This is a genomic window from Nocardia sp. NPDC004582, from assembly GCF_053602115.1.
Genome location: NZ_JBSGCY010000103.1, coordinates 1 through 24544 on the forward strand (window position 1 = coordinate 1; position 24544 = coordinate 24544).

Consider the following 24544-nt stretch of genomic DNA (forward strand, 5'->3'; position numbering starts at 1 on the left):
GGCCGCGGCACGTGCGGCCGGGAAGTCGGTCGGGCAGGGCCGTGCCTCGCCGGCCGCGCCGCGTAAGGGCGGCATCCGGGCGTTGCGGCGGCGCAGCAGCTGGTCGGGCGCGCACCCCGACGATCGGGATCCGCAGACCTTCGCGACCCTGGCCATGCAGTTGGCGAAGGGGCGCGGCTGGTCGGCCAAGGTCGCCGAGGGCACGGTGTTCGGCCGGTGGGCGAGCGTGGTGGGGGAGGACATCGCCGCCCATGCCCAGCCGATCTCGCTGGAGAACGGCGTGCTGAGCATTCAGGCCGAGTCCACGGCGTGGGCGACCCAGCTGCGTATGTTCCAGTCCCAGATCCTGGCGAAGATCGCGGCGGCGGTCGGGAACGGCGTGGTCAAGCAGCTCAAGATCAATGGCCCGACCGCGCCGAGCTGGCGCAAGGGCGAGCGCCACATCAAGGGCCGCGGTCCTCGCGACACCTACGGGTAGGCCGTTGTCGCGCCGGAGTCCGGCCGCGAATCCCCGCGTCGGCGCGCTGGTTTCACGTGGAACGTTCGGAGATCACGATGAACCCTCGCGCAAACGCCCGCGTGTCCGCTGGCGCATCGACCGCTGAGGCTCCCGGAACCGCCCAGACCCATAACGGGTCATATCGCCGGTCGATTTCATGACCGTACGGCCCACTCAGGGGTGTCATAGGTGGGTTCTCTGTCGGTCGTACCAGTAGGATGAGGGAGTAACTAGCGGCGATACCTCCCGGCGCGTTCCGTAGCGCCCGCGCGTGGGCCCCCGTAACTCTCGAGCAGACAGTGTTCCGGAGCTCGGGCAGACAGTGTCTGAGGGCCTCACGCGTGCGACCGCACTGTGCCGGGAGGATCAGCAAGTAAGGAGAGCTACCGACCAGTGGCTGCCATGGACTCCAACGCAGACGGCTCGACCCAGCCCAAGTCAGGCAAGCCGACGTCGTACGGTGCCGACTCCATCACCGTCCTCGAGGGCCTCGAGGCGGTTCGCAAGCGCCCCGGCATGTACATCGGTTCCACCGGTGAGCGCGGCCTGCACCACCTGATCTGGGAGGTCGTCGACAACTCGGTCGACGAGGCGATGGCCGGATACGCCTCGCGGGTCGATGTCACCCTGCTGGCCGACGGTGGTGTCGAGGTGGTCGACGACGGCCGCGGTATCCCGGTCGCGATGCACGCCCAGGGTGTGCCCACCATCGAGGTGGTCATGACCCAGCTGCACGCGGGCGGCAAGTTCGACGGCGAATCGTATGCGGTGTCGGGTGGTCTGCACGGCGTCGGCATCTCGGTGGTGAACGCGCTGTCCACCCGGCTGCAGGCCGATGTGGACACCGACGGTTACCACTGGACGCAGGAGTACAAGGACTCCAAGCCGGGCAAACTGGTGCAGGGTGCCGCGACCAAGCGCACCGGTACCACCATCAAGTTCTGGCCGGACCCGGACATCTTCGAGACCACCACCTTCAGCTTCGAGACCGTGGCGCGCCGCCTGCAGGAGATGGCGTTCCTGAACAAGGGCCTCACCATCACGCTGACCGATCAGCGGGTGGCCGAAGGCGACGTCATCGACGAGGTGGTGAGCGAAACCGCCGAGGCGCCCAAGCATCTCGACGAGAACGCCCCGGCCGCCGAGCCGAAGGTGAAGACCCGGACCTACCACTACCCGGGCGGGCTCGAGGACTTCGTCAAGCACATCAACCGGACCAAGACGCCGATCCACAACTCGATCGTCGCGTTCACCGGTAAGGGCACCGGCCACGAGGTCGAGGTCGCGATGCAGTGGAACTCGGGTTATTCCGAGTCCGTCCACACCTTCGCCAACACCATCAACACCCATGAGGGTGGTACGCACGAGGAGGGCTTCCGCGCGGCGCTCACCACGGTGGTGAACAAGTACGCGAAGGACAAGAAGCTCATCAAGGAGAAGGAAGGCAATCTCACCGGTGACGACATCCGTGAGGGTCTCGCCGCCATCGTGAGCGTGAAGATCGCCGACCCGCAGTTCGAGGGCCAGACCAAGACCAAGCTCGGCAATACCGAGGTGAAGTCGTTCGTCCAGCGCACCTGCAACGAGCACATCTCGCACTGGTTCGAGGCCAACCCGGCCGACGCGAAGACCATTGTGCAGAAGGCGGTCTCGTCGGCGCAGGCTCGGGTCGCGGCCCGTAAGGCGCGTGAGCTGGTCCGCCGCAAGTCGGCCACCGATCTGGGCGGCCTGCCCGGCAAGCTGGCGGACTGCCGCTCCAAGGATCCGAGCAAGTCCGAGATCTACATCGTGGAGGGTGACTCCGCCGGTGGCTCGGCCAAGTCCGGCCGCGACTCGATGTACCAGGCGATCCTGCCGCTGCGCGGCAAGATCATCAATGTCGAGAAGGCGCGCATCGACCGCGTGCTGAAGAACACCGAAGTGCAGTCCATCATCACCGCGTTCGGCACCGGCATCCACGACGAGTTCGATATCGCCAAGCTGCGCTATCACAAGATCGTGCTGATGGCCGACGCCGACGTGGACGGCCAGCACATCTCGACCCTGCTGCTCACCCTGCTGTTCCGCTTCATGCGCCCGCTGGTCGAGCACGGTCACGTGTTCCTGGCCATGCCGCCGCTGTACAAGCTGAAGTGGCAGCGCTCCGAGCCGGAGTTCGCCTACTCCGACCGTGAGCGCGACGGGCTGCTGGAGCGCGGTCTGGCGGCCGGCAAGAAGATCAACAAGGACGACGGCATCCAGCGCTACAAGGGTCTCGGCGAGATGAACCCGAAGGAGCTGTGGGAGACCACCATGGATCCGAGCGTGCGCGTGCTGCGTCTGGTCACGCTGGACGACGCCGCCGCGGCCGACGAGCTGTTCTCGATCCTGATGGGCGAGGACGTCGAAGCCCGGCGCAGCTTCATCACTCGGAATGCCAAGGACGTGCGGTTCCTGGACGTGTAGTCGCCTGGGGAGACGGAGGGATTTGAACCCCCGGTCTCCCTCAGGGGTTCAAATCCCCTATCCCCGCCTGCACTCGGATCGCCCCAAAAGACTTCCTACGGAGACCAATTCATGACTGAGACTTCGCTTCCGCCCTCGGGTGGCGACCGCATCGAGCCGGTCGACATCCAGCAGGAGATGCAGAACTCCTACATCGACTACGCCATGAGCGTGATCGTCGGCCGCGCGCTGCCGGAGGTCCGTGACGGTATGAAGCCGGTGCACCGGCGCATCCTGTACGCGATGTACGACAACGGGTATCGGCCCGACCGCGGTTACGTGAAGTCCGCGCGCCCGGTCGCCGACACCATGGGTAACTATCACCCGCACGGTGACTCGGCCATCTACGACACCCTGGTGCGTATGGCGCAGCCGTGGGCGCTGCGGTATCCGCTGGTCGACGGTCAGGGCAACTTCGGTTCGCGCGGTAATGACGGCGCGGCCGCCATGCGTTACACCGAGTGCCGTCTGACGCCGCTGGCGATGGAGATGCTGCGCGAGATCGACCACGAGACGGTCGATTTCGTTCCCAACTACGACGGCAAGACCCAGGAACCGGTCGTGCTGCCGAGCCGGGTTCCGGCGCTGCTGATGAACGGCTCCAACGGCATCGCCGTCGGTATGGCCACGAACATCCCGCCGCACAACCTGACCGAGCTGGCCGAGGCCATCTACTGGGCGCTGGACAACCACGAGGCCGATGAGGAGGCCACCCTCGCGGCGTGCATGGAGCGGGTGAAGGGTCCGGACTTCCCGACCTCGGGCCTGATCGTCGGCACCCAGGGCATCCACGACGCGTACACCACCGGCCGTGGTTCGGTGCGCATGCGTGGTGTGGTGGAGATCGAGGAGGACAGCCGGGGGCGCACCACGATCGTCATCACCGAGCTGCCGTACCAGGTCAACACCGACAACTTCATCAACGCGATCGCCGAACAGGTGAAGGACGGCAAGATCGCGGGTGTCTCCGACATCCACGACGAGTCCTCGGACCGCGCGGGTCTGCGCATCGTGGTGACGGTGAAGCGCGACGCCATCGCCAAGGTGGTGTTGAACAACCTCTACAAGCACACCCAGCTGCAGACCTCGTTCGGCTGCAACATGCTGTCGATCGTCGACGGGGTGCCGCGCACGCTGCGCCTGGACCAGATGATCCGGCTGTATGTCAGCCACCAGTTGGAAGTCATCATCCGCCGGACCCGCTACCTGCTGCGCAAGGCGGAGGAGCGGGCCCACATCCTGCGCGGTCTGGTGAAGGCGCTGGATCAGCTGGACGCGGTCATCGCCCTGATCCGCCGCTCGGCCGACACCGAGACCGCGCGTACCGGCCTGATGCAGTTGCTGGAGATCGACGAGATCCAGGCGACCGCGATCCTCGATATGCAGCTGCGCCGTCTGTCGGCTCTGGAGCGGCAGAAGATCCTCGACGAGTTGGCCAAGATCGAGGCCGAGATCGCGGACCTCAACGACATCCTGGCCAAGCCGGAGCGTCAGCGCGCCATCGTCCGTGACGAATTGGCCGAGATCGTCGACAAGTACGGCGACGACCGGCGCACCAAAATCATCGCGGCCGACGGCGACGTGCAGGACGAGGATCTGATCGCCCGCGAGGACGTGGTCGTGACGATCACCGAGACCGGCTACGCCAAGCGCACCAAGACCGACCTCTACCGTTCGCAGAAGCGCGGCGGCAAGGGCGTGCAGGGCGCGGGCCTCAAGCAGGACGACATCGTCAAGCACTTCTTCGTCACCTCGACTCACGACTGGCTGCTGTTCTTCACCAACAAGGGCCGGGTGTACCGGGCCAAGGCGTACGAGCTGCCGGAGGCCAACCGCACCGCGCGCGGCCAGCACGTGGCGAACCTGCTGGCGTTCCAGCCGGACGAGAAGATCGCCCAGGTCATTCAGCTGAAGTCGTACGAGGACGCGCCGTACCTGGTGCTGGCCACCCGCAAGGGTCTGGTCAAGAAGTCCAAGCTGACCGACTTCGACTCGAACCGGACCGGCGGCATCGTGGCGGTCAATCTGCGCGATGAGGACGAATTGGTCGGCGCCGCACTGTGTTCGGCCGATGACGATCTGCTGCTCGTGTCGGCGCACGGTCAGTCGATCCGCTTCAACGCCAATGACGAGGTGCTGCGCCCGATGGGCCGCGCCACCTCCGGCGTGCAGGGCATGCGCTTCAACGCCGACGACGAACTGTTGTCGCTCAACGTGGTTCGCGACGCGGAGGGCATCTATCTGCTTGTCGCGACGGCGGGCGGGTACTCCAAGCGCACGGCCATCGACGAGTACACGGCGCAGGGTCGCGGCGGCAAGGGTGTGCTGACGATTCAGTACGACGAGAAGCGTGGCAGTCTGGTCGGTGCGCTCATTGTCAATGACGACGACGAGCTGTACGCGATCACCTCCGGCGGCGGTGTCATTCGCACACTGGCGCACCAGGTTCGTAAAGCGGGTCGTCAAACCAAGGGCGTCCGGTTGATGAACCTGGGTGAGGGCGATACTTTGCTCGCGATCGCTAGGAACGCGGATGAGCCCGACCAGGTTGCCGAAGATGACACCAGCGGTTCGGCGAAGCAGTAGTTTCTCCACAGCAGCGGCGGCACAACGGATCGAAGGATTCACCATTGACCACGAATCAGCCGAATGACCAGCGAGGTCACGCCAATGGCGTGACCGAGAGAATCGCCCCGTCCCCGATTCCGCCGCGGCCCATTCCGCGGCCGGGCGCGCAGGACGGTGGAACGCCGCAGAATTCCGAATTGCCGGACAAATCCGGTGATTCGCCCGCCGAGGCCCCTGGGGCCGACGCGGCGTCCGCCGCTCCGGAGGCGGACGGGCAGGGCGGTTCGCCCTTCCAGGAGGGCTGGTCGCAGCTGCCGCAGCGGGAGCCGCAGTCCAACCTGTACCGGCCGGGCCAGTCCCCGACGGCCGGTCGGCCGGGTTCCAACCCGAGCCTGGGCGGCGGCGGCCTGTCCGGGAACGGCGGCGGCCTGAACGCCGGCGTCTCCAACGCCCGCACCACCGCCGACCTGGCGGCCAAGGCGGCGCGCAAGGAGGCTGCCATGGTGAAGTCCGTCGGCATCGACGGACCGACCCGCAGCATCGCCCGCCCGGAACTGGTCAAGGATCTGCCGGATCTGTCCGAGCTGCGGCACCCGCTGCCGCCGCCGGACCCGATCGCGCCGGCCGGTCCGGTCTCGCCGTCCGCTCCCGCGGCGGTGGCGCAGGCCGCGGCCACCGGTGAGCCGCTGCGCGCCACCGTGCAGCTGCGTCACATCGACCCGTGGTCCACGCTGAAGGTCTCGCTGGTGATCAGCGTGGCCATGTTCTTCGTGTGGATGCTGGCGGTCGGTCTGCTGTATCTGGTGCTGGAGGGCATGGGCGTCTGGGAGCGCCTGAACTCCACCTTCACCGACATGGTCTCGGACAACTCCAGTTCGGCGCTCATCGACGCGGGCACGGTCTTCGGCTACGCCGGTGTGATCGGTCTCATCAATGTGGTGCTGCTGACCGCGCTGTCCACGGTCGGGGTGTTCGTCTACAACCAGTGCACCGATCTGGTCGGCGGCATCCAGGTCACCCTGTCCGATCCGGACTAGGAAACCGCTGTTTCGATCCGCCCGCGACGGCCGGTCAGCCTTGCTTCCGCAAGCCGCTGACCGGCCGTTTTGGTTATCGGTGCCGACGTACGGTAATCTTCTGCCTCGTTCGAGTCACACACTTCGAACACCCACTAAGGGCCTATAGCTCAGGCGGTTAGAGCGCTTCGCTGATAACGAAGAGGTCGGAGGTTCAAGTCCTCCTAGGCCCACCCACAGGTAAAGAACGAACTGCCTTCCCAGGGGCCTTAGCTCAATTGGCAGAGCACTGCCTTTGCAAGGCAGGGGTTAGGGGTTCGATTCCCCTAGGCTCCACTCTCATAAGCCGCAGACCGCTTCGGTCTGCGGCTTCTGTCGTTGCAGTACTGTGGGATTCATGAAATTCGTCCTCACGATCGTGATCGCCGCCGCCGTCGTTTTCGGGATCAGCAAGCTGCGTCAGCGCAATGACGCCGATCTCTGGCATGAGGTCACCACCCGCTGAAATTCGCTGTGACACGGAACAAGCGGCGGTTTTCCCTCTGATTCACGCCGTATCGTCAAGTCATGGCGTCCACTGAGATCTCCGAGCTGGTGCGGTCCGTGGTCGAGCCATATCTGTTGAGCGGACCGCGCCGGTACAACCGGCATCAGGTCGCGGATCTGACCGGGTTGCCCAACAATGTCACCCGCCGCTTGTGGGTGGCGTTGGGTTTCCCGGCCGACCCGGACGACGAGGCCGTGGAGTACAGCGACTCCGATATCGAGGCCGCCCAGACCTTCGCCAAGCTGCACGTGCTGGCCACCGCCGATACCCACCGCCAGACGACGGCGGCGCGCACGCTGGGGCGGTCGATGGCGCGGCTGGCGGAGTGGCAGGTCGATCTGGTGACCGAGGAGATCCTGGACCGGATCACGACCATCACGCGCGAGCAGCCGGACATCGATCCGAAGGAAGCCGCGCGTATCGCCACCGACGAGGTGGTCACCGAATTCGAGACTTTGCAGCGCTACGCCTTCCGCCGGCACCTGGACGCGGCGCTGGCGCGGTCGCTGGACGGGGGAGCGGCGGCGGGGGACACGGTTCGGGTGCTGGCCGTCGGATTCGCCGACATGGTCGGCTACACCCGCCTGACCCGCCACCTGGAGGCCGATGAGCTGTCGGCGCTGCTGGAGGCCTTCGAGACGGCCACCAGCAACGCCATCGTCGCCAATGGCGGCTGGGTGATCAAGAACGTGGGTGACGAGGTCATGTTCGCGGCCGCGACGGCCACCGACGGGGCGCGGATCGCGATCGCGGTGCAGGAGGCCGCCATCGCCTCGCACGGCGTCACCCAGGAGTTGCGGGTGGGTCTGGCCTATGGGGAGGTGCTGCAGCGCTTCGGCGACCTCTACGGGTCGACGGTGAACACGGCGGCGCGGCTCACCGGTGTGGCCCGCCCGGGCACGGTGTTGGTGGACGACGGGGCGGCGGCGGCCATCGAGGCGGATCACGATTTCACGCTGCGGCATCTGGCCACGGTGCGGGTGAAGGGCATCAACCGGCTGTACGGGCATGTGCTGCGCCGCAATGAGATTCGACCGCTGATCTGAGTGGCGATTCGTCCGCTGGTCCGAATGATCCCCGCGCGGGCGTACTCCGGGAATGGGGGCGGGCCTCGGCGAAGGGGGGGAGTTAGCCGAGGCCCGCGTAAGGTCGGCCCGGGGGGGAGGGGCCGACGGGAACGATCCTACGCGACGAATTCGGATTGTGTGGCTATCGGGGCATCGCGTTCAAAGATTTTTTCGAGGAAAGAGCGCGGTTTTCCGGCGGCGGGCTCGACATCGTGACCGGAATGCGTCCTTCGTCGAATTCCGTTCGAGTAGTTGACGACTCGTGATCCGGGCCGTCGTTCGCGCCGCCACTGGTGAAACTGGGATGACTCACTCCGCCGATCCGGGCATACTGGCCAGGCGCCTCCGATCGTGTTCGACCGCATCTGTGCAGTTCAGAACAGGAGAATCATGCCCGACGCCATAGTCGCCGAGGGTCTGGTCAAGAGGTACGGCCATTTGGTCGCCCTCGACGGCCTGGACCTCTCGGTTCCCGAAGGCACCGTGACCGCCCTGCTCGGTCCCAACGGCGCCGGCAAGACCACCACCGTGCGCGTGCTCACCACGCTGCTGATTCCCGACGCGGGTCACGCCGTGGTCGCCGGGGTAGACGTCCTGAAGGACCCGCAGCTGCTGCGCTCCCGCATCGGCACCTCCGGCCAGTACGCCGCGGTCGACGAATACCTCACCGGCTTCGAGAATCTCGAGATGGTGGGCCGCCTCTATCACATGGGGGTGCGGCGCAGTAAGGAGCGAGCGCGCGAGCTGCTGGACCGCTTCCGCCTCGCCGACGCCGCCGACCGCCCGGTCAAGGGCTACTCCGGTGGTATGCGCCGCCGTCTGGACCTGGCGGGCGCGCTGGTCGCGAATCCGCCGGTGCTGTTCCTGGACGAACCCACCACCGGCCTGGATCCCCGTGCGCGCCTGGACCTCTGGGACGTCATCGAGGAACTGGTGGCGGGCGGCACCACGCTGCTGCTGACCACCCAGTACCTGGAGGAGGCGGACCGGCTGGCCGACTCCATCGCGGTCATCGACCACGGCCGGGTGATCGCGGAGGGCACCTCCGACGAGCTCAAGGCGATGGTGGGCGGCGACCGGATCGAGCTGGTCGTCGATCACGTCGACAACCTCGCGGTGGCACGGCGGGCGCTGGAAGGCCTGGCGCACGGCGAGATTCGGCTGGAGCCGGGGCTGCGGCGGATCATCGTGCCGGTCGAGGACGGGTCGCAGGCGCTGGTGGACGCGATCGGGCAGCTGAGCAGGCACGAGGTGAAGATCCACGACGTGGGTCTGCGCCGGCCCTCGCTCGACGATGTGTTCCTGTCCCTGACCGGACACGAGGCCGAGGAGCTGATCAACGGCAATCGATCCGCCGCGGAGAAGGAGGGGGCCCGATGAGCGCCGCGCTCGCCGTCGCCGAAAAGCCTTCGCTCGCACAGCGACTGGCCATGGTGGTGACCGACAGCATCACCGTCACCAAACGCAATGTGATCAAGATCCGCCGGGTGCCGGACGTGCTGATCTTCTCGACGCTGTCGCCGATCATGTTCGTGCTGTTGTTCGCCTACGTCTTCGGCTCCTCGATCCAGCTGCCGGGCACGTCCTATCGGGAGTTCCTGATCGCGGGCATCTTCGCCCAGACCGTGGTGTTCGGCGCGACGTTCACCGGTCTGAGCCTGGCCGAGGACATGCAGAAGGGCATCATCGACCGGTTCCGGTCGCTGCCCATGGCCCCGTCGGCGGTGCTGATCGGGCGCACGCTCTCCGATGTGGTCATCAATGTGGTGAGCCTGGTGGTGATGTCGCTGACCGGTCTGCTGGTGGGCTGGCGGATCCGCGGCTCGTTCCTCGACGCGGTGCTGGCGTACGTGCTGTTGCTGCTGTTCGCGTACGCGGTGTCGTGGATCATGGCGGTGGTCGGCCTGCTGGTGCGCGCGCCGGAGGTCTACAACAACGCCAGCTTCATGGTGATCTTCCCGCTCACGTTCATCGCCAACACCTTCGTGCCGACCGCGAACCTGCCGGCGGTGTTGCGTGTTGTGGCGGAATGGAATCCGGTGTCGGCGGTGACGCAGGCGACGCGTGACCTGTTCGGCAACACCAGTCCGATGGGGCCGAGCGCGGATGTCTGGCCCATGCGGCATCCGGTCGCGACGACCCTGATGTGGGTCGTCGTGATCCTGGCGATCTTCGTGCCCCTCGCACTGAAGCAGTACAAGCGCTCGGTGAGTCGCTGAGTGGTTTTCGGCGATTCACCGAGGGCTTCAGTGGTTCACGAGGTCCGGCGAGGGCGCTGAACCGTTGCGCGAGTAGCCCAGACGCGGCGGTTCGGCGGCCGGCGCCACCGGTTGCGGACGTTTGTTCACGAAGAACGCGATGACACCGCCCGCGATCGCGACGAGGGCGGCCACGATGACCTTGTTACGAACGCTCCCCAGCTCCATCCGACCATGCTGGCACAGCAAGACAATTCGTGCACGGACGGGGGCGCTCAGCGGTTACTCGACGGTAACGCTCTTGGCCAGGTTGCGCGGCTTGTCCACATCCCGGCCCAGCGCCATGGCCGTGTGATAGGCCAGCAATTGCAACGGAATCGTGAGGATGATCGGGTCCAGTTCCGGGCACACGGCCGGAACCCGGATCACCGCGTCCGCCAGCCCATCCGGCAGTTCGGTATTGGTGACCGCGATGACCGGGCCGCCCCGCGCCTTGATCTGCTCGATGGTGGTGATGTTCTTGGCCAGCAGTTCGTCGCCGGGCACCAGCACGATGGAGGGCATCTCCGCGTCGATCAGCGCCAGCGGCCCGTGCTTGAGCTCGGAACCCTGGTACGCCTCGGCGTGGATGTAGGAGATCTCCTTCAGCTTCTGCGCGCCCTCACGGGCCACCGGCCAGGCGCGCACCCGGCCGATGAAGAACATGCTGCGCGCCTTGGCGAATCGCGACGCGATATCGGCGACCACGTCCTCTTCGGCCAGCACCGCGTCGATGGCGTCGGGCAGCGCGCGCAGCCCGGACACGATGCGCTCGCCCGCCGCGGCCGACAGATCCCGCACCCGGCCCAGCAACAGGCCCAGCATGGCGAAGGACACGGTCATATTGGTGAGCGCCTTGGTGGAGGCCACCGACACCTCGGGGCCCGCGTGCAGGAACACGCCCGCGCCGCACTCCCGGGCGATGGCGCTGCCCACGACGTTCACCGCGCCGATGACGCGACCGCCCTTACGCTGCAATTCCTGAACGGCGGCAAGGGTATCCAGGGTCTCGCCGGACTGGCTGATGGCCACGTACAGCGCGTCCGGGTCCACCACCGGATTGCGGTAGCGGAACTCCGAGGCGGGCTCGGCGACAGCGGGAATCCGGGCCAGCTCCTCGACCAGCTGCGCGCCCAGCTGACCGGCGTAATAGGCGGAGCCGCAGCCCAGGAACACCACCTTGCTGATGCCGCGCAGCTCGCGCGCGTCCATATTGAGGCCGCCCAGGTGGGCGGTGGCGAAGCGTTCGTCGAGGCGGCCGCGCAGCGCCCGGCGGACGGCGTCGGGCTGTTCGGCCATTTCCTTGCGCATGAAGTCGGGGTACCCGCCCAGCGCGTAGTCCTCGGCCGCCATATCGATGGTGGTGGGGATCTTGTCGGTGCGGCGGGCCTCGAGACCCAGTGTGCTGGTGCGGAATTCGTCGGCGCGGACGGTGGCCAGCTCGCCGTCGTCGAGGAACACCACGCGCTGGGTGTGATGCACCAGCGCGGCCACGTCGGAGGCCACGAACATCTCGCCGTCGCCGACGCCGAGCACGATGGGGGAGCCGTTGCGGGCCACCACCAATTCGTCGGGGCGGCGGGCGTCGAGCACCAGCAGGCCGAAGGTGCCCTCGACCCGGCGCATGGCGGTGCGGACCGCGTCCTCCAGCGTCTCGGCGCCCTCCAGGGCGGCGGCCACCAGGTGCGCGATGGCCTCGGTGTCGGTGTCGGAGACGAATTCCACGCCCTCGGCGGTCAGCGCGGCGCGCAGGACCTCGGCGTTCTCGACGATGCCGTTGTGCACGACCGCGATCCGGCCGGACCCGTCGGTGTGCGGGTGCGCGTTGGCGTCGGAGGGCTCGCCGTGGGTGGCCCAGCGGGTGTGGGCGATGCCCACATTGCCGCGCAGCCGGGCGGCTTCGGCGTCGGCCTTGTCGCGCAGGTCCTGGACCCGGCCCTGGGTCTTGGTGATCCGCAGCCGGCCGCGGTGCGGCACGGCCAGGCCCGCGGAGTCGTAGCCCCGGTACTCGAGCCGGTGCAGGCCCTCCAGCAGGACCGGGACGGCTTCACGATGACCGATGTAACCGACGATTCCACACATTGCGCGACGGACTCCTACCCGTAGACGATGCGACGCAGCTGTCGTTCGGTGAAGTCGGGGGCGGCGACCCGGCGCTGCGCGAGCTCGGCCGCCAGGCGCTGCCAGATCTCGGCATTGCGGACCTGACGGCTCTGCAGTTCGGCGTGTCTGCGGCGCACGAACTGCTCGGCGGTCTCGTCGAAGTATCCGACGACATCGGCGACCACACGGGCCGCGACGGCGGGCGGCAGGCCGGTGGAGGCCGCCACATGGCGGACCAGATCGACCGGATCCCCGTCATTCACTCGACCGAACATGCCATGCCGGGACTGTTTCCGCCACTTCTGTGCCCGAATCCGGGCAGGGAATCACATATCGCGGCGGATTCCGGGGCTTCGTGTGTGCCGCTTCGTCGCGGCCGCGCGCCCTGCACCTATCCTGGCGGCGTGACCTCACCGAATCAGACCGCAGTGGCGACGTTGCACACGAACCACGGCGACATCAAGATCTCGCTCTTCGGTAACCACGCTCCCGCCACCGTCCGCAATTTCCTCGGACTGGCCGACGGCTCCAAGGCGTACAGCACCAAGAACGCCGCGGGCACCGACTCCGGGCCGTTCTACGACGGCTCGATCTTCCACCGGGTGATCGACGGCTTCATGATCCAGGGCGGCGACCCCACCGGCACCGGCCGCGGCGGGCCCGGCTACGAGTTCAAGGACGAATTCCACCCGGAGCTGCGTTTCGACCGCGGCTACCTGCTCGCCATGGCCAACGCCGGGCCCGGCACCAACGGCTCCCAGTTCTTCATCACCGTGGGCCCGCAGCCGCACCTGAACCGCCGCCACACCATCTTCGGCGAGGTCCTCGACCCCGATTCCCGCAAGGTGGTCGACGCCATCGCCACCATCGCCACCGACCGCGGCGACCGCCCCAAGGACGACGTGGTGATCAACAGCATCACCATCGCCTGACAACGGCCCTCCCGAAACGGCCTGCGAAGAGGAACCCCATGCAGCCCCAGCCGCCCGCCCCGGCCTGCTACCGCCACCCCGACCGGCCCACCGGTCTGGCCTGCACCCGGTGCGGGCGTCCGGCCTGCCCCGAATGCCTCACCGCGGCCGCGGTCGGCCAGCACTGCGTGGAGTGCGTCAAGCAGGGGCACGACGATGTCCGTCCGGTCCGCAACGCGGCCGGGGCGACGCTGTCGCGGATCTCGCAGCCGTACGTCACCTACGCGCTGATCGCGATCAATGTGATCGTCTTCGCGGTCACCGCGGCGCAGGCGCACAGCCTGATGGACAACAAGCGTTCCCCGCTGTTCTACGACTGGGTGCTGGTGCCGGGCTTCGTCGGCTACGACGGCGGCTGGGCCCGGGTGCTCGGGTCGGGCTTCCTGCATTACGGGCCGATCCACCTGCTGGCCAATATGTTCGCGCTCTACGTGCTCGGCCCGTACTGCGAGGTGGCGCTGGGCCGGGCCCGCTTCGTGGCGGTCTACTTCACGTCCTTGCTGGGCGGTTCGGCCGCGATCACCGCGCTGTCGGATCCACTGACCGCGTCCGCGGGCGCCTCGGGGGCGATCTTCGGGATCTTCGGCACGGTCGCGGTGATCATGCTGCGGATCCGCCAGAACCTCACCCAGATCGCGGTGCTGCTGGGGATCAACCTGGTGATCACCTTCTCGGTGCCCGGCATCTCGGTGTGGGGGCACCTGGGCGGACTGCTCGCGGGCACACTCGCCACCACGGGAATCCTGTATCTGCCGCGTTGGATCGGGATCCGCGACGCCCGCCGGGCGTCGACCGTCGGCTGGGTGGCGGTCGCGGCGGTGGCGCTGGCCGCGGTGCTGGTCACCGTGCTGGCCGCGCCGACCCTCTGACCAACGCGCCGGGCGGGACCGCCTAGCGCGACAGGTGGACGCGCAGCGCCTCGAGAACTTCGTCGGGGTGCGTCCCCAGATCCCAGCGGCCGAAGATCAGCAGCCGCTCCTCACCGGAGTTGTCCACATCCATCTCCAGCATGGGCATCCGACGGCCCAGCCGCCGGTAGTGCACGACCCGGACCCGCAGGATCTGCTCGGGTGTGAAGCGCTGCGGCCCGGTCAGGCCGCGCACCACGATATGCACCGGGTCGCCGGGTTCGACCGCGAGCCGCGGGCGTTGCCGCACGCCGAGGGCGGTCAGGCCGAGCAGTCCCAGCGCGGCCAGCCCGATGAGCAGGCGGCCGGGACCGTCCGTCGAAACGATCGCGGCCACGGCCAGCACCACGCCGCCGATGCCGCAGGCCACCAGCGCGGCCGGGGGTGTGGACCAGGAGAGTTTCGACTCGGGGTCGGTGGCGGTCACTGTCCCCACTCTTTCCTCGAGTTGTCCACAGGCTCATCCACAGGTGTGCATGAATGACAATGGTGTAAGCCACATTCCCGGGGGAGCGGGCCACCCGTGCGGGGCATTCAGCGCCAGCGCATGGTCATGATCAGACCGACCACCATCAGGCCGAATCCGATCAGGAAGTTCCAGGCGCCCAGATCGCTCATCCAGTGGATCTGCTCGTTGGCCAGGTAGTAGACGAGCAGCCACACCAGGCCCGCGAGCATGAAGCCCAGCATGATGGCGACGTACCAGACCGGCGACGGACCCGCGGTCTTCACCCGCACCGGCGTCCGGCTGGCCGGGTTGATCGTGTAGTCGTTCTTCTTGCGGACCTTAGACTTCGGCATGACGTCCTCGTTTTCGGCGTTCTGTCTGCATAGACATTATCCCGGCAACCCTGGGGAAAGTGTCGTTGGGGAGGGCGCGGGGCGATTGTGGCGACACGGTTGGCGGTATTGCGTGCGACGGCGGGAGCACCGCCAACTACTCTCGAATCATGCGTGTACTGGTCGTCGACAACTACGACAGCTTCGTGTTCAACCTGGTTCAGTATCTCGGACAGCTGGGTGTGGATGCCGAGGTCTGGCGCAATGACGATGCTCAGCTCGCGGATGTGGACAAAGTTGTGCAGGACTTCGACGGGGTGCTGATCAGCCCCGGTCCCGGCACGCCCGACCGCGCGGGCGCGAGCATCGAACTGGTGCACGCCGCCGCCCGGCACGCCACCCCGCTACTGGGCGTGTGCCTCGGGCACCAGGCCATCGGAGAAGCCTTCGGCGCCACCGTGACCCGCGCCCCCGAACTGCTGCACGGCAAGACCAGCAGCGTCTTCCACATCGGGGCGGGCGTCCTGGCCGGGCTGCCGGATCCGTTCACCGCCACCCGCTACCACTCCCTGACCGTCCTCGAGGAGACCATGCCGCCGGAGCTGGAGGTGCTGGGCCGCACCGAATCCGGCATCGTCATGGCCCTGCGGCATCGCGATCTGCCCATCCACGGTGTGCAGTTCCACCCCGAATCCGTGCTCACCCAGGGCGGGCACCGCATGCTCGCCAACTGGCTGGGCGTGTGCGGTGAGCGGCCGGCGGAGGGGCTGGTGCGGACCTTGGAGGCGGAGGTCGCGGCCCTGGCATGAGCGGTCAGGGGCCGGAGGCGGCAGCTTGCGTAACCACGCAGGCCCCCCGCTCATGCCACCTGGAGGCAGCGTCATGAGGCCGCATGTCATGCTGTCGGTGGCCGTCAGCATCGACGGCTATATCGACGACGCGAGCCCGGATCGCCTGTTGCTGTCCAACGCCGCCGATTTCGATCGGGTCGACGCGCTGCGCGCCGAGTCCGACGCCATCCTGATCGGCGCGGAAACCCTGCGCCGCGACAATCCCCGGCTACTGGTCAACAGCTCGGACCGCCGTCTGCAGCGGGTCGCCGCGGGCAAGCCCGACTATCCGGTGCGGGTGATCGTCACCGCGCGCGGCGAACTCGATCCGGAGCTGCGGTTCTGGCACAGCGGCGGTGAAAGACTGGTCTACACCACCGATTCCGGGGCCGCCCGAATCGGCGACCGGCTCGCCGGACCGGCCGAGGTGGTATCCCTGGGCGCGGCGATCGATTTCGCGGCCCTGCTGGACGACCTGGGCAAACGCGGTGTGGAACGCCTCATGGTCGAGGGCGGCGGCTCGATCCACACCGCCTTCCTGGCCGGTGGACTGGTCGACGAGATCTGGATGGCCGTGGCGCCCTTGGTGGTCGGCGATCCGGCCGCTCCGCGTTTCCTGGGCTCGGCCGCCTACCCGGGCGGTACCGATCACCGCATGCGGCTGGCCGATGTGGCCCGGATCGGGGATATCGCCCTGCTGCACTATCTGCCGAAGGAGGATTCCGATGTCGGATGAGGCACGGCTGGACCGCGGCTGGATGCGGCACGCCATCGGCCTGGCGCGGTTGTGCCCGCACAGCGACACCGCCTTCGCGGTGGGCGCGGTGATCGTGGGCGCGGACGGGGTGGAGATCGAGCACGGCTGGTCGCGGGACACCGACGACAAGGTGCACGCCGAGGAGTCGGCGCTGAACAAGCTGACCGCCGACGATCCACGCCTGCGGCACGCCACCCTGTACAGCACCCTCGAGCCCTGCTCGCAGCGCGCGAGTCAGGATCGGCTGCCGTGCACGGACCGGATTCTGCGGGCCGGGATCCGGCGGGTGGTCATCGCCTGGCGCGAACCCGGCACCTTCGTGGACAACTGCGTCGGGGTGGAGCGGCTGCGCGAGCACGGCGTCGAGGTGGTCGAACTGCCCGATCTGGCCGACGAGGCCATGTCGATGAACCGGCATCTGCGGCTGTAGGTTTCGCCCGCAAGGTTTCACATGAAACAAGACAGGGGTTCGCGGATCGTCCGCGAACCCCTGTTCTCACAATCGAATCCGCGTCACGGCGGGCCCAGCGACAGCACCCCGGTGGTGATGGTCACCGTCTGGGACTTGCCCAGCGACGAGCCCGCGGTCGGCTGCTGGGCCAGGATGCGCCCGACCTCGCCCGCGTTCAGCGTGCTCATGGTGTTCTGGCTGACCTGCCCGTTCCAGCCGCTCTTGCGCAGCATGTCCACGGCCTGCGCCGGGGTCAGGCCGCGCAGGTCGGGCATGGTGATCTGCTCGCCGCTCGACACCTGCACGGTCACCGTGGAGCCCTTGTCGGCCTGGGTGCCCGCGGGCGGGTTGGTGGCGATGACCGTGCCCTTGGGCTGGTTGTTCGGCACCTCCTGGACCACGACCTTGAACAGCGCGGTGTCACCCAGCGTCGACTGCGCGACATCGATCGACTGCCCGACCACATTGGGGACGACCACCTTGTCCGGACCCGAACCGAGGGTGATGGTGACCTGTCCGTCGGAATCGACCTTCTGACCCGCGTCCGGGGCGGACGAGACGACCTTGTCCTTGTCGTCGGCGCTGGAGGCCTCCCGCTTCACCTCGGGATTCATCCGCAGCCCTTGCGAATTCAAGGTCTGCTCGGCCTGCTGCCGGGTGAGCCCGGCCAGCTTCGGCACCGTCACCTGCGACGGTCCCGCGGACACCTGCAGGGTGATGGTGCTGCCCTTGCCCACCCGGGAGCCGCCCAGCGGCTGGGTGGCGATGACATTGTTCAATGCCACCTTCGAGTCGTTCTTCTGCTGGATGGCGACCGTGAAACCGGCCTTCTCCAGATCCCGTTGCGCCAGTTGGTAGTTCTGGTTGGCGACGTCGGGAACGGTGACCTGATCGACCCGGGACCCGGGACCGACCAGCAGCCACAGCAGGATGCCGACCACCGCGACCGCGGCCACCCCGAGGATGCCGATGAGCGCGGTGCGCCGGCGTGGGCCGGCCTCGACGATCTCCTGTTCGGTGGTGTCGTCGCGGCGTTCGACGGTGCGGTAGCTGCGCGGCGGCGGCAGGTCGTCGTCGAGGAAGCCGGTGCGGTCCTCGTCGGTCATGACCATGGGGGCGGTGGGCTTCTGCCCGCCCAGCACCCGGATCAGGTCGGCGCGCATCTCGGCCGCGGTCTGATACCGGTTGGCCGGGTTCTTGCTCATCGCCTTGAGGATCACCGAGTCGAGCTCGCGCGGCACCCCGGGATGCACCTGCGACGGCAGCCGCGGATCCTCCCGCACATGCTGATAGGCGACCGCGACCGGGGAATCACCGGTGAAAGGCGGCTCGCCGGTGAGGATCTCGTAGAGCACGCAGCCCACCGAGTACACATCCGAGCGGGCGTCCACCTGCTCGCCGCGGGCCTGCTCGGGGGACAGGTACTGGGCGGTGCCGATGACGGCGGCGGTCTGGGTCATCGGGTTGGAGCTGTCGGCGAGGGCGCGGGCGATGCCGAAGTCCATCACCTTCACCGCGCCGGCCCGGTTGATCATGATGTTGGCGGGCTTCATGTCCCGGTGCACGATGCCGTTGCGGTGCGAGAAGTCCAGCGCCGCGCATACATCGGCGATGACCTCCATGGCGCGCCGGGGCGGCAGCGGGCCCTTGCCGCGCACGATGTCGCGCAGGGTGTCGCCGTCGACGTACTCCATGACGATGTAGGGCAGCGGCCCGCCGTCTATCTCGGCCTCACCGGTGTCGTACACCGCGACGATGGCCGGATGGTTGAGGGCGGCCGCGTTCTGCGCCTCACGCTTGAAGCGCAGGTAGAACGTGGGGTCGCGGGCCAGGTCGGCACGCAGCACCTTGATCGCCACATCCCGGCCCAGCCGCAGATCGCGGGCCTTGTGGACCTCGGACATGCCACCGAACCCGATGATCTCGCCCAGCTCGTAGCGGGAGGAGAGGTTCTTCGGGGTCGTCATGGCAATCCTTGCTGCGCGACTGAGGATGAATTGGGGTCCTGTGCGTACACCGGACTGCGGTCACTGCCGGGACTCACCGCGCCGCCGGAATTCCCGCCGCCGGAATTCGCGCCGGGAGTCACTGGCAATGATGGTAGGTCGCCCCCGCCCTGGCCCGGGAACGGCCACCGGTCGGGCTTGGTGGTGGTGGGCTTCACCGCGGTGGTGGTGGGCGGCGTGGTGGTCTTGGGCGGCGTCGTCGTGGTGACCGGCGGCGGGGTGGTGGTCGGCTCGACCGTGGTGGTCGGGGGCGGCTCGACAGTGGTCACCGGGGGCGGCGGCACCGGCCGTTCCCGGGTGGTGGTGGTCGGCGGGACCGTGGTGGTGGTCGGGGTGATCACCGGCGGCGCGACCACCGCGCTGGTGCGCGCGGGCGGCGTGGACTCGTGCGAGGAGCTGCTCATCAGGATGATGGCGACGGCCGCGCCGAGGATCAACGCGCCCACACCCAGTCCGGCGACGACCTTCTGGCCGTTGGTGAATCGGCCCGAGTCGGCGTCCGCCACGCCCGCGACCGTCATCGGTCCGACCGGGGTGCGGGGTCCGGACATGACGGTGGTCTGGGCGGCGGGCGGTTCCATCGGCCCGCGCATCGGCTGCTGCGGCGGCGGGGCGTAGCGGGTGGTGGCCTGGTCGGCCCGCGCGCCCGGGATGATCATGGTCGGTCCGGGCGGCAGCACCCGGGTGGCGCCGGTCATGGCCGCGGACGGGAGGCCGCCGGGCGGCGTGGGCCGGCGACCCGAACGCACCGCGGCCACCGCGTCGGCGAACTCGCCGCCAGTGGCGTAGCGCTGGCCCGGTTCCTTGGCCATGGTGATCTCGATGAGCTCCCGCACATTCGGCGGCAGATCGGCGGGCAGCGGCGGCGGGGTGTCCCGCACATGCTTCATGGCGACGGTCAGCGCGCCGTCGCCGGTGAACGGCCGCTCCCCGGCCAGCGCCTCGTAGCCGACCACGCCGAGCGAGTACACGTCCGAGGCGGCGGTGGCGTCCTCACCGGTGGCCTGCTCCGGCGCGATGTACTGGGCGGTGCCCATCACCATGCCGGTCTTGGTGACCGGGGAGGCGTCCACGGCCTTGGCGATGCCGAAGTCGGTGATCTTCACCTGACCGGTCGGCGTCACGAGAATGTTGCCCGGCTTCACATCCCGGTGCACGACGCCCGCGAGGTGCGCCACCTGCAGCGCGCGCCCGGTCTGCTCGAGCATGTCGAGGCCCTGGGCCACCGAGAGCCGGCTGAGCCGAGACAGCACCGCGTTGAGCGGTTCGCCCTGCACGAATTCCATGACCAGATAGGCGATCTCGCCGCCGGACGGATCCTGTGTCTCGCCGTAGTCGTAAATGCTCGCGATGCCGGGGTGATTCAGCTGCGCGGTGGTCCGCGCCTCGGTACGGAAGCGCTGCCGGAAGGTGGGGTCGGTCGAGAACTCCGCCTTGAGCACCTTCACCGCGACCCGGCGGTCCAGCCGGGTGTCGAGCGCTTCCCAGACCTGGCCCATGCCGCCGGTGGCGATCAGCCGCTGCAGCCGGTACCGGTCCGCGATCATCGCACCGTTGTTCAGCATTCGTGACCCTGTCTACCTTGCACTTTCATTTCGTTCAGCCCCCCAGTCCGGCGTCCAGCACGGCCCGCGCGATCGGTGCGGCCACCGAGCCGCCGGTCGCGGCCAGGGCCCGGTCGCCGCCGTTCTCGACGATGACCGCGATCGCGATCTTCGGGTTCTGCGCCGGCGCGAACGCCATGTACCAGGCGTGCGGCGGGGTATTGCGCGGATCCGAGCCGTGCTCGGCCGTTCCGGTCTTCGACGCGATCTGATACGGGCGCGGCTGCGTCCCTCCCTGCGTGTTCTTCTCCGACTCGAGCATCAGACTGGTGATCTGGGTGGCCACCTGCGGGGTGACCGCCTGGCCCACCGAGGTCGGTTTGGTGGTGCTCAGCGTGCTGAGGTCCGGCGCCTGCAACTGGTCGACCAGGTAGGGCTTCATCCGTACGCCGCCATTGGCGATGGTGGCCGCGATGACCGCGTTGTCCAAGGGGGTCAGGGCCACATCGCGTTGTCCGATGCTGCTCTGGCCCAGCGCCGCGTTGTCGGGAATGTCGCCCACGGTGCTGTCGGTCCACGGGATCGGGATGCTGTTGTGCAGATCCTTGCCGATCCCGAACGCGCTCGCCTCGTCCTTGAGTTTCGCGGTCCCCACCTTGATACCGAGTTCCACGAAAGCGGTGTTACACGAGTACTTGAAAGCGTCTGTCAGCGAAGCGGTTTGGCTGTCGCCGGGACCGCAGTGGCTGCCGTTGTAGTTCTCCAGCGTGGTCTGGGTGCCGGGCAGGGTGATGCGCGGGGCGGCAGTGAACTGGTCGTCCGGTTTCGCAATGCCGTTGGACAGCGCGGCCGCGGTGACCACCACCTTGAACGTCGAACCCGGCGGGTAGGTGGTGGACACGGCGCGATTGATCAGCGGCTTGCCGGTGTCCTTGTCCAGCTGCTTGTAGGTGTCCTCGACCCGGCCGGCGTCGTGCCCGGCCAGGGTGTTCGGATCGTAGGACGGTGTGGACACCATGGTCAGGATCCGCCCGGTGCTCGGCTCGATCGCCACCACCGAACCGGTCAGCTTCTTCGCGGTCAGCTGCTCGTAGGCGACCTTCTGCATGATCGGGTTGATCGTGGTCACCACATTGCCGCCGCGCGGATCCCGGCCCGAGATCAGGTCGATCAGCCGCCGCCCGAACAGCTGGTTGTCCGAACCGTTGAGCACCGAGTCCTCGGTGTGCTCGAGACCGTTGTTGCCGTTCTGCAGCGAGTAGAAACCGGTGACCGGCGCGTAGGCCATCGGATCGGTCGGGTAGGTGCGCAGGTACTTGTAGCGGTCGTCGGTGGCCACCGAACTCGCGAGCACCGTTCCGGCCGCGGAGATCTGCCCGCGCTGACGGGCGTACTCGTCGAGCAGCACGCGATCATTGCGCGGGTCGTTGCGCAGGCTGTCGGCCTTGCCGATGGGGCCGATCTGAACCTGCACGTAGGTGGCGTTGATCAGCAGCGCGACGATCATCGCCATCACCGCCAGCGCCACCCGGCGCAGAGGCGTGTTCACGCGGCACCCCCCTCAGGCTTGCGAATCAACTGGGTCGACGCGTCCGCGATCGGCTCGGCCCGCTTGCGGGCGGGCGCCGGGCGGCGGGCGGCGTCGGAAATCTTGATCAGCACTCCCAGCAGGACGTAGTTCGCCAGCAGCGACGAACCGCCGTACGACATGAACGGGGTGGTCAACCCGGTCAGCGGAATCAGCTTGGTGACCCCGCCGACCACGACGAACACCTGAATGGCAATGGTGAAGGCCAGCCCGGAGGCGAGCAACTTGCCGAAGCTGTCGCGGATAGCCAGCGCGGTGCGGATGCCGCGCACCGACAGGATGCAGAACAGCATGAGGATCACCGCCAGGCCGATCAGGCCCAGCTCCTCACCGATGGCCGCGATGATGAAGTCGGTCTTGGCGAACGGCACCTTCGACGGATTCCCGCTGCCCAGACCGGTTCCCGCCAGACCGCCGGTGGCCAGGCCGAACAGCGACTGCGAGATCTGGTAGCCGGTGCTGGAGTAGTCGTCGAAGGGGTGCAGCCAGGTCGAGACCCGGACCCGCACATGCCCGAACGCGTTGTAGGCGAACACGAATCCGACGGTCAGCAGCACCAGCCCGACCGCCACCCAGCCCACCCGCTCGGTCGCGATGTAGAGCATGCACAGCACGGTCGCGAAGATCAGCAGCGAGGTGCCCAGATCCTTCTCGACCACCAGCACGCCCACCGAGACCACCCACACCAGCAGGATCGGTCCCATATCGCGCATGCGCGGCAACTCCATGCCGAACACGTGCTTGCCCGCACCGGTGAACAGGTCGCGCTTGGACACCAGTACCCCGGCGAAGAACACGATCAGCGCGATCTTGGCGAACTCACCCGGCTGAACACTGAAACCCGGCAGCCGGATCCAGATCTTCGCGCCGTTCACCATGGAGAACCGGTCCGGCAGCAGCGCGGGCAGCGCGAGCGCGACCAACCCGAGCAGGCCGACCGTGTAGGAGTAGCGGGCCAGGCTGCGGTAGTCGCGCAGCGCGATCAACAACCCCATGAAGACCACCATCCCCAACCCCGTCCACAGCACCTGCTGGTTGGCGTCGGGGGAGGGGATGGGCAGGTTGGCGAAGGCGGCGTCCTGAGCCTGCGCTAGGTCGACGCGGTGAATCACCACCAGGCCCAACCCGTTCAGCAGCGCCGCGATCGGTAGTAGGAGCGGATCCGCGAACGCCGCGAACCGCCGCACCGCCAGATGCGCGACGCCGAACAGGGCCAGGTAAGCGGCACCGAGTTTGGCGATCTCCGAGGTGATCGCCTGCTCCTGACTGGCCTCCACCAACACCAGCGACACCGTGGTGATGAGGGCCGCCAGCCCCAGCAACAGCAACTCGACATTGCGCCGGGTGGCGGGCGGCGGCGCAGGAGCGAATCCGCCGGGTGGACTGGGGAAAGCCCCAGTGAACGGCGGTGCCGGTGCGGACATCAGTCCGCCGTCCTGCAGTTCTGCCCCGGGGTCTGCGGTGCCGTGGTGGTGGGAGCGGTGGTGGCCGGCGGGTTCGGCTGCTCGGACTTGTGCTCCAGCGGGTGGTTCTCGCCGGTGCGTTCGCCGCCGGTGAGGCCGCCGGGGACGGCGGTCGGCGCGGCCGGGGTGGTGGTGACCGGGGTGCCCGGCTGGTTCGGGTCGGCGGGCGGAGCCGGCGACGGCGACGGGTTCGGGTTGCTGGGGGCCTGCGCCTTGGTTTCGCACGGCGGCAGCAGTTCGGTGGACACCAGCATGCGGATCTGCTTGATGGCGTCGTCACGCGAGCCCGGCGGCAGGCCCTTGTCGACCGAATCCCGGCCGCTGGGGCGCAGCGCCTCGCGGGTCAGCGAGACACAGCCGGCGGCGAACTTGTCGCCGGGGGCGGCGAGGGTCAGTTCGCCGGCGCGCGTGACGCATCCGACCTGATCCACGTCGCGGATCGAGTAGCCCAGCACCGAACCGGGCAGGCCGCGCAGCACGACCACCTTCTCGCCGTCCACGCCGACGTAGTAGTTGCTGCGAATCATGTTGTAGCCCACGGTGAGACCCGCGCCGACGGCCACCAGCAGGGCCAGCGACAGCGCCAGCCAGCGCAGCTTGTGGCTCTTCTTGGGCGGTTCGGGTTCGGGCTGCTGGGGGCCTGCGCCTTGGTTTCGCACGGCGGCAGCAGTTCGGTGGACACCAGCATGCGGATCTGCTTGATGGCGTCGTCACGCGAGCCCGGC

The 24544-nt window shown here is 67.9% G+C and carries 23 protein-coding genes and 2 tRNA genes; 15 read left to right on the forward strand and 10 right to left on the reverse strand.

Annotated features, from left to right (window positions below; translation table 11 throughout):
• The 10 genes from ACWELJ_RS24425 to ACWELJ_RS24470 all read left to right on the forward strand — a co-directional run.
• A partial coding sequence (locus ACWELJ_RS24425; protein WP_452368455.1) for a DUF721 family protein occupies positions 1-478 on the forward strand: 478 nt, incomplete at its 5' end.
• Positions 479-901: 423 nt separating this feature from the next.
• A complete protein-coding gene (gene gyrB / locus ACWELJ_RS24430; protein ID WP_452368456.1) occupies positions 902-2944 on the forward strand; it encodes a DNA topoisomerase (ATP-hydrolyzing) subunit B in 2043 nt (680 codons plus the stop codon).
• Between the two features lie 111 nt (positions 2945-3055).
• Positions 3056-5569: a DNA gyrase subunit A gene (gene gyrA / locus ACWELJ_RS24435; protein WP_452368457.1), complete on the forward strand. Its 2514-nt coding sequence runs from the start codon at positions 3056-3058 to the stop codon at positions 5567-5569.
• A gap of 89 nt (positions 5570-5658) precedes the next feature.
• Positions 5659-6588, forward strand: a complete 930-nt coding sequence (locus tag ACWELJ_RS24440; RefSeq protein ID WP_452368458.1) for a DUF3566 domain-containing protein — start codon at positions 5659-5661, stop codon at positions 6586-6588.
• A 138-nt stretch (positions 6589-6726) separates the two neighbouring features.
• Positions 6727-6800, forward strand: a tRNA-Ile gene (locus tag ACWELJ_RS24445).
• Positions 6801-6830: 30 nt separating this feature from the next.
• A tRNA-Ala gene (locus tag ACWELJ_RS24450) sits at positions 6831-6903 on the forward strand.
• A 61-nt stretch (positions 6904-6964) separates the two neighbouring features.
• Positions 6965-7072, forward strand: a complete 108-nt coding sequence (locus ACWELJ_RS24455) for a DLW-39 family protein (protein ID WP_452368459.1) — start codon at positions 6965-6967, stop codon at positions 7070-7072.
• Positions 7073-7134: 62 nt separating this feature from the next.
• The gene (locus ACWELJ_RS24460) at positions 7135-8160 is read left to right on the forward strand and encodes an adenylate/guanylate cyclase domain-containing protein (RefSeq protein WP_452368460.1); all 1026 of its coding nucleotides are present in this window, start codon (positions 7135-7137) and stop codon (positions 8158-8160) included.
• Positions 8161-8571: 411 nt separating this feature from the next.
• The gene (locus ACWELJ_RS24465) at positions 8572-9561 is read left to right on the forward strand and encodes an ATP-binding cassette domain-containing protein (protein ID WP_452368461.1); all 990 of its coding nucleotides are present in this window, start codon (positions 8572-8574) and stop codon (positions 9559-9561) included.
• A complete protein-coding gene (locus tag ACWELJ_RS24470; protein WP_452368462.1) occupies positions 9558-10400 on the forward strand; it encodes an ABC transporter permease in 843 nt (280 codons plus the stop codon). Before ACWELJ_RS24465 ends, ACWELJ_RS24470 begins: the two co-directional genes overlap by 4 nt.
• A 27-nt stretch (positions 10401-10427) precedes the next feature.
• On the opposite strand, the gene ACWELJ_RS24475 is transcribed toward ACWELJ_RS24470, so the two are convergent.
• Genes ACWELJ_RS24475 through ACWELJ_RS24485 form a run of 3 tightly spaced genes read right to left on the reverse strand, consistent with a single transcriptional unit; the run spans position 10428 to position 12784 of the window.
• On the reverse strand, positions 10428-10607 hold the full coding sequence (locus ACWELJ_RS24475; RefSeq protein WP_452368463.1) for a hypothetical protein: 180 nt from the start codon (positions 10605-10607) through the stop codon (positions 10428-10430).
• 54 nt (positions 10608-10661) lie between these two features.
• Positions 10662-12500, reverse strand: coding sequence for a glutamine--fructose-6-phosphate transaminase (isomerizing) (gene glmS / locus ACWELJ_RS24480; RefSeq protein ID WP_452368464.1), 1839 nt, complete (start codon positions 12498-12500; stop codon positions 10662-10664).
• Positions 12501-12514: 14 nt separating this feature from the next.
• A complete protein-coding gene (locus tag ACWELJ_RS24485; RefSeq protein WP_246598244.1) occupies positions 12515-12784 on the reverse strand; it encodes a hypothetical protein in 270 nt (89 codons plus the stop codon).
• Between the two features lie 141 nt (positions 12785-12925).
• Between ACWELJ_RS24485 and ACWELJ_RS24490 the strand changes: the two genes are divergently transcribed.
• On the forward strand, positions 12926-13453 hold the full coding sequence (locus ACWELJ_RS24490) for a peptidylprolyl isomerase (protein ID WP_452368465.1): 528 nt from the start codon (positions 12926-12928) through the stop codon (positions 13451-13453).
• A gap of 38 nt (positions 13454-13491) precedes the next feature.
• Positions 13492-14361 (forward strand): rhomboid family intramembrane serine protease, encoded by an 870-nt coding sequence (locus ACWELJ_RS24495; RefSeq protein WP_452368466.1) that lies wholly within the window; start codon positions 13492-13494, stop codon positions 14359-14361.
• Between the two features lie 22 nt (positions 14362-14383).
• On the opposite strand, the gene ACWELJ_RS24500 is transcribed toward ACWELJ_RS24495, so the two are convergent.
• Both ACWELJ_RS24500 and crgA read right to left on the reverse strand, forming a co-directional pair.
• Positions 14384-14827 carry a PH domain-containing protein gene (locus ACWELJ_RS24500; RefSeq protein WP_452368467.1) on the reverse strand — a complete coding sequence of 148 codons (444 nt, stop codon included), beginning with the start codon at positions 14825-14827 and terminating at the stop codon, positions 14384-14386.
• Between the two features lie 107 nt (positions 14828-14934).
• Positions 14935-15201, reverse strand: coding sequence for a cell division protein CrgA (crgA, locus tag ACWELJ_RS24505; RefSeq protein ID WP_452368468.1), 267 nt, complete (start codon positions 15199-15201; stop codon positions 14935-14937).
• 149 nt (positions 15202-15350) lie between these two features.
• Between crgA and ACWELJ_RS24510 the strand changes: the two genes are divergently transcribed.
• The 3 genes from ACWELJ_RS24510 (at position 15351) to ACWELJ_RS24520 (ending at position 17197) form a co-directional block, all read left to right on the forward strand.
• Positions 15351-15989 carry an aminodeoxychorismate/anthranilate synthase component II gene (locus ACWELJ_RS24510; RefSeq protein ID WP_452368469.1) on the forward strand — a complete coding sequence of 213 codons (639 nt, stop codon included), beginning with the start codon at positions 15351-15353 and terminating at the stop codon, positions 15987-15989.
• A 73-nt stretch (positions 15990-16062) separates the two neighbouring features.
• Positions 16063-16746, forward strand: coding sequence for a RibD family protein (locus tag ACWELJ_RS24515; protein WP_452368470.1), 684 nt, complete (start codon positions 16063-16065; stop codon positions 16744-16746).
• Positions 16736-17197, forward strand: coding sequence for a dCMP deaminase (locus ACWELJ_RS24520; protein WP_452368471.1), 462 nt, complete (start codon positions 16736-16738; stop codon positions 17195-17197). Before ACWELJ_RS24515 ends, ACWELJ_RS24520 begins: the two co-directional genes overlap by 11 nt.
• Before the next feature lie 83 nt (positions 17198-17280).
• On the opposite strand, the gene pknB is transcribed toward ACWELJ_RS24520, so the two are convergent.
• The 5 genes from pknB to ACWELJ_RS24545 are packed head-to-tail and all read right to left on the reverse strand — an operon-like array spanning position 17281 to position 24478.
• A complete protein-coding gene (gene pknB / locus ACWELJ_RS24525) occupies positions 17281-19185 on the reverse strand; it encodes a Stk1 family PASTA domain-containing Ser/Thr kinase (protein WP_452368472.1) in 1905 nt (634 codons plus the stop codon).
• Positions 19182-20789, reverse strand: a complete 1608-nt coding sequence (locus ACWELJ_RS24530) for a protein kinase domain-containing protein (protein WP_452368473.1) — start codon at positions 20787-20789, stop codon at positions 19182-19184. Before ACWELJ_RS24530 ends, pknB begins: the two co-directional genes overlap by 4 nt.
• 34 nt (positions 20790-20823) lie before the next feature.
• A complete protein-coding gene (locus ACWELJ_RS24535) occupies positions 20824-22317 on the reverse strand; it encodes a peptidoglycan D,D-transpeptidase FtsI family protein (RefSeq protein ID WP_452368474.1) in 1494 nt (497 codons plus the stop codon).
• Positions 22314-23780, reverse strand: coding sequence for an FtsW/RodA/SpoVE family cell cycle protein (locus ACWELJ_RS24540; protein WP_452368475.1), 1467 nt, complete (start codon positions 23778-23780; stop codon positions 22314-22316). The genes ACWELJ_RS24535 and ACWELJ_RS24540 overlap by 4 nt, the downstream gene beginning before the upstream one ends.
• Positions 23780-24478 (reverse strand): hypothetical protein, encoded by a 699-nt coding sequence (locus tag ACWELJ_RS24545; RefSeq protein WP_452368476.1) that lies wholly within the window; start codon positions 24476-24478, stop codon positions 23780-23782. Before ACWELJ_RS24545 ends, ACWELJ_RS24540 begins: the two co-directional genes overlap by 1 nt.
• Positions 24479-24544: the final 66 nt, after the last annotated feature.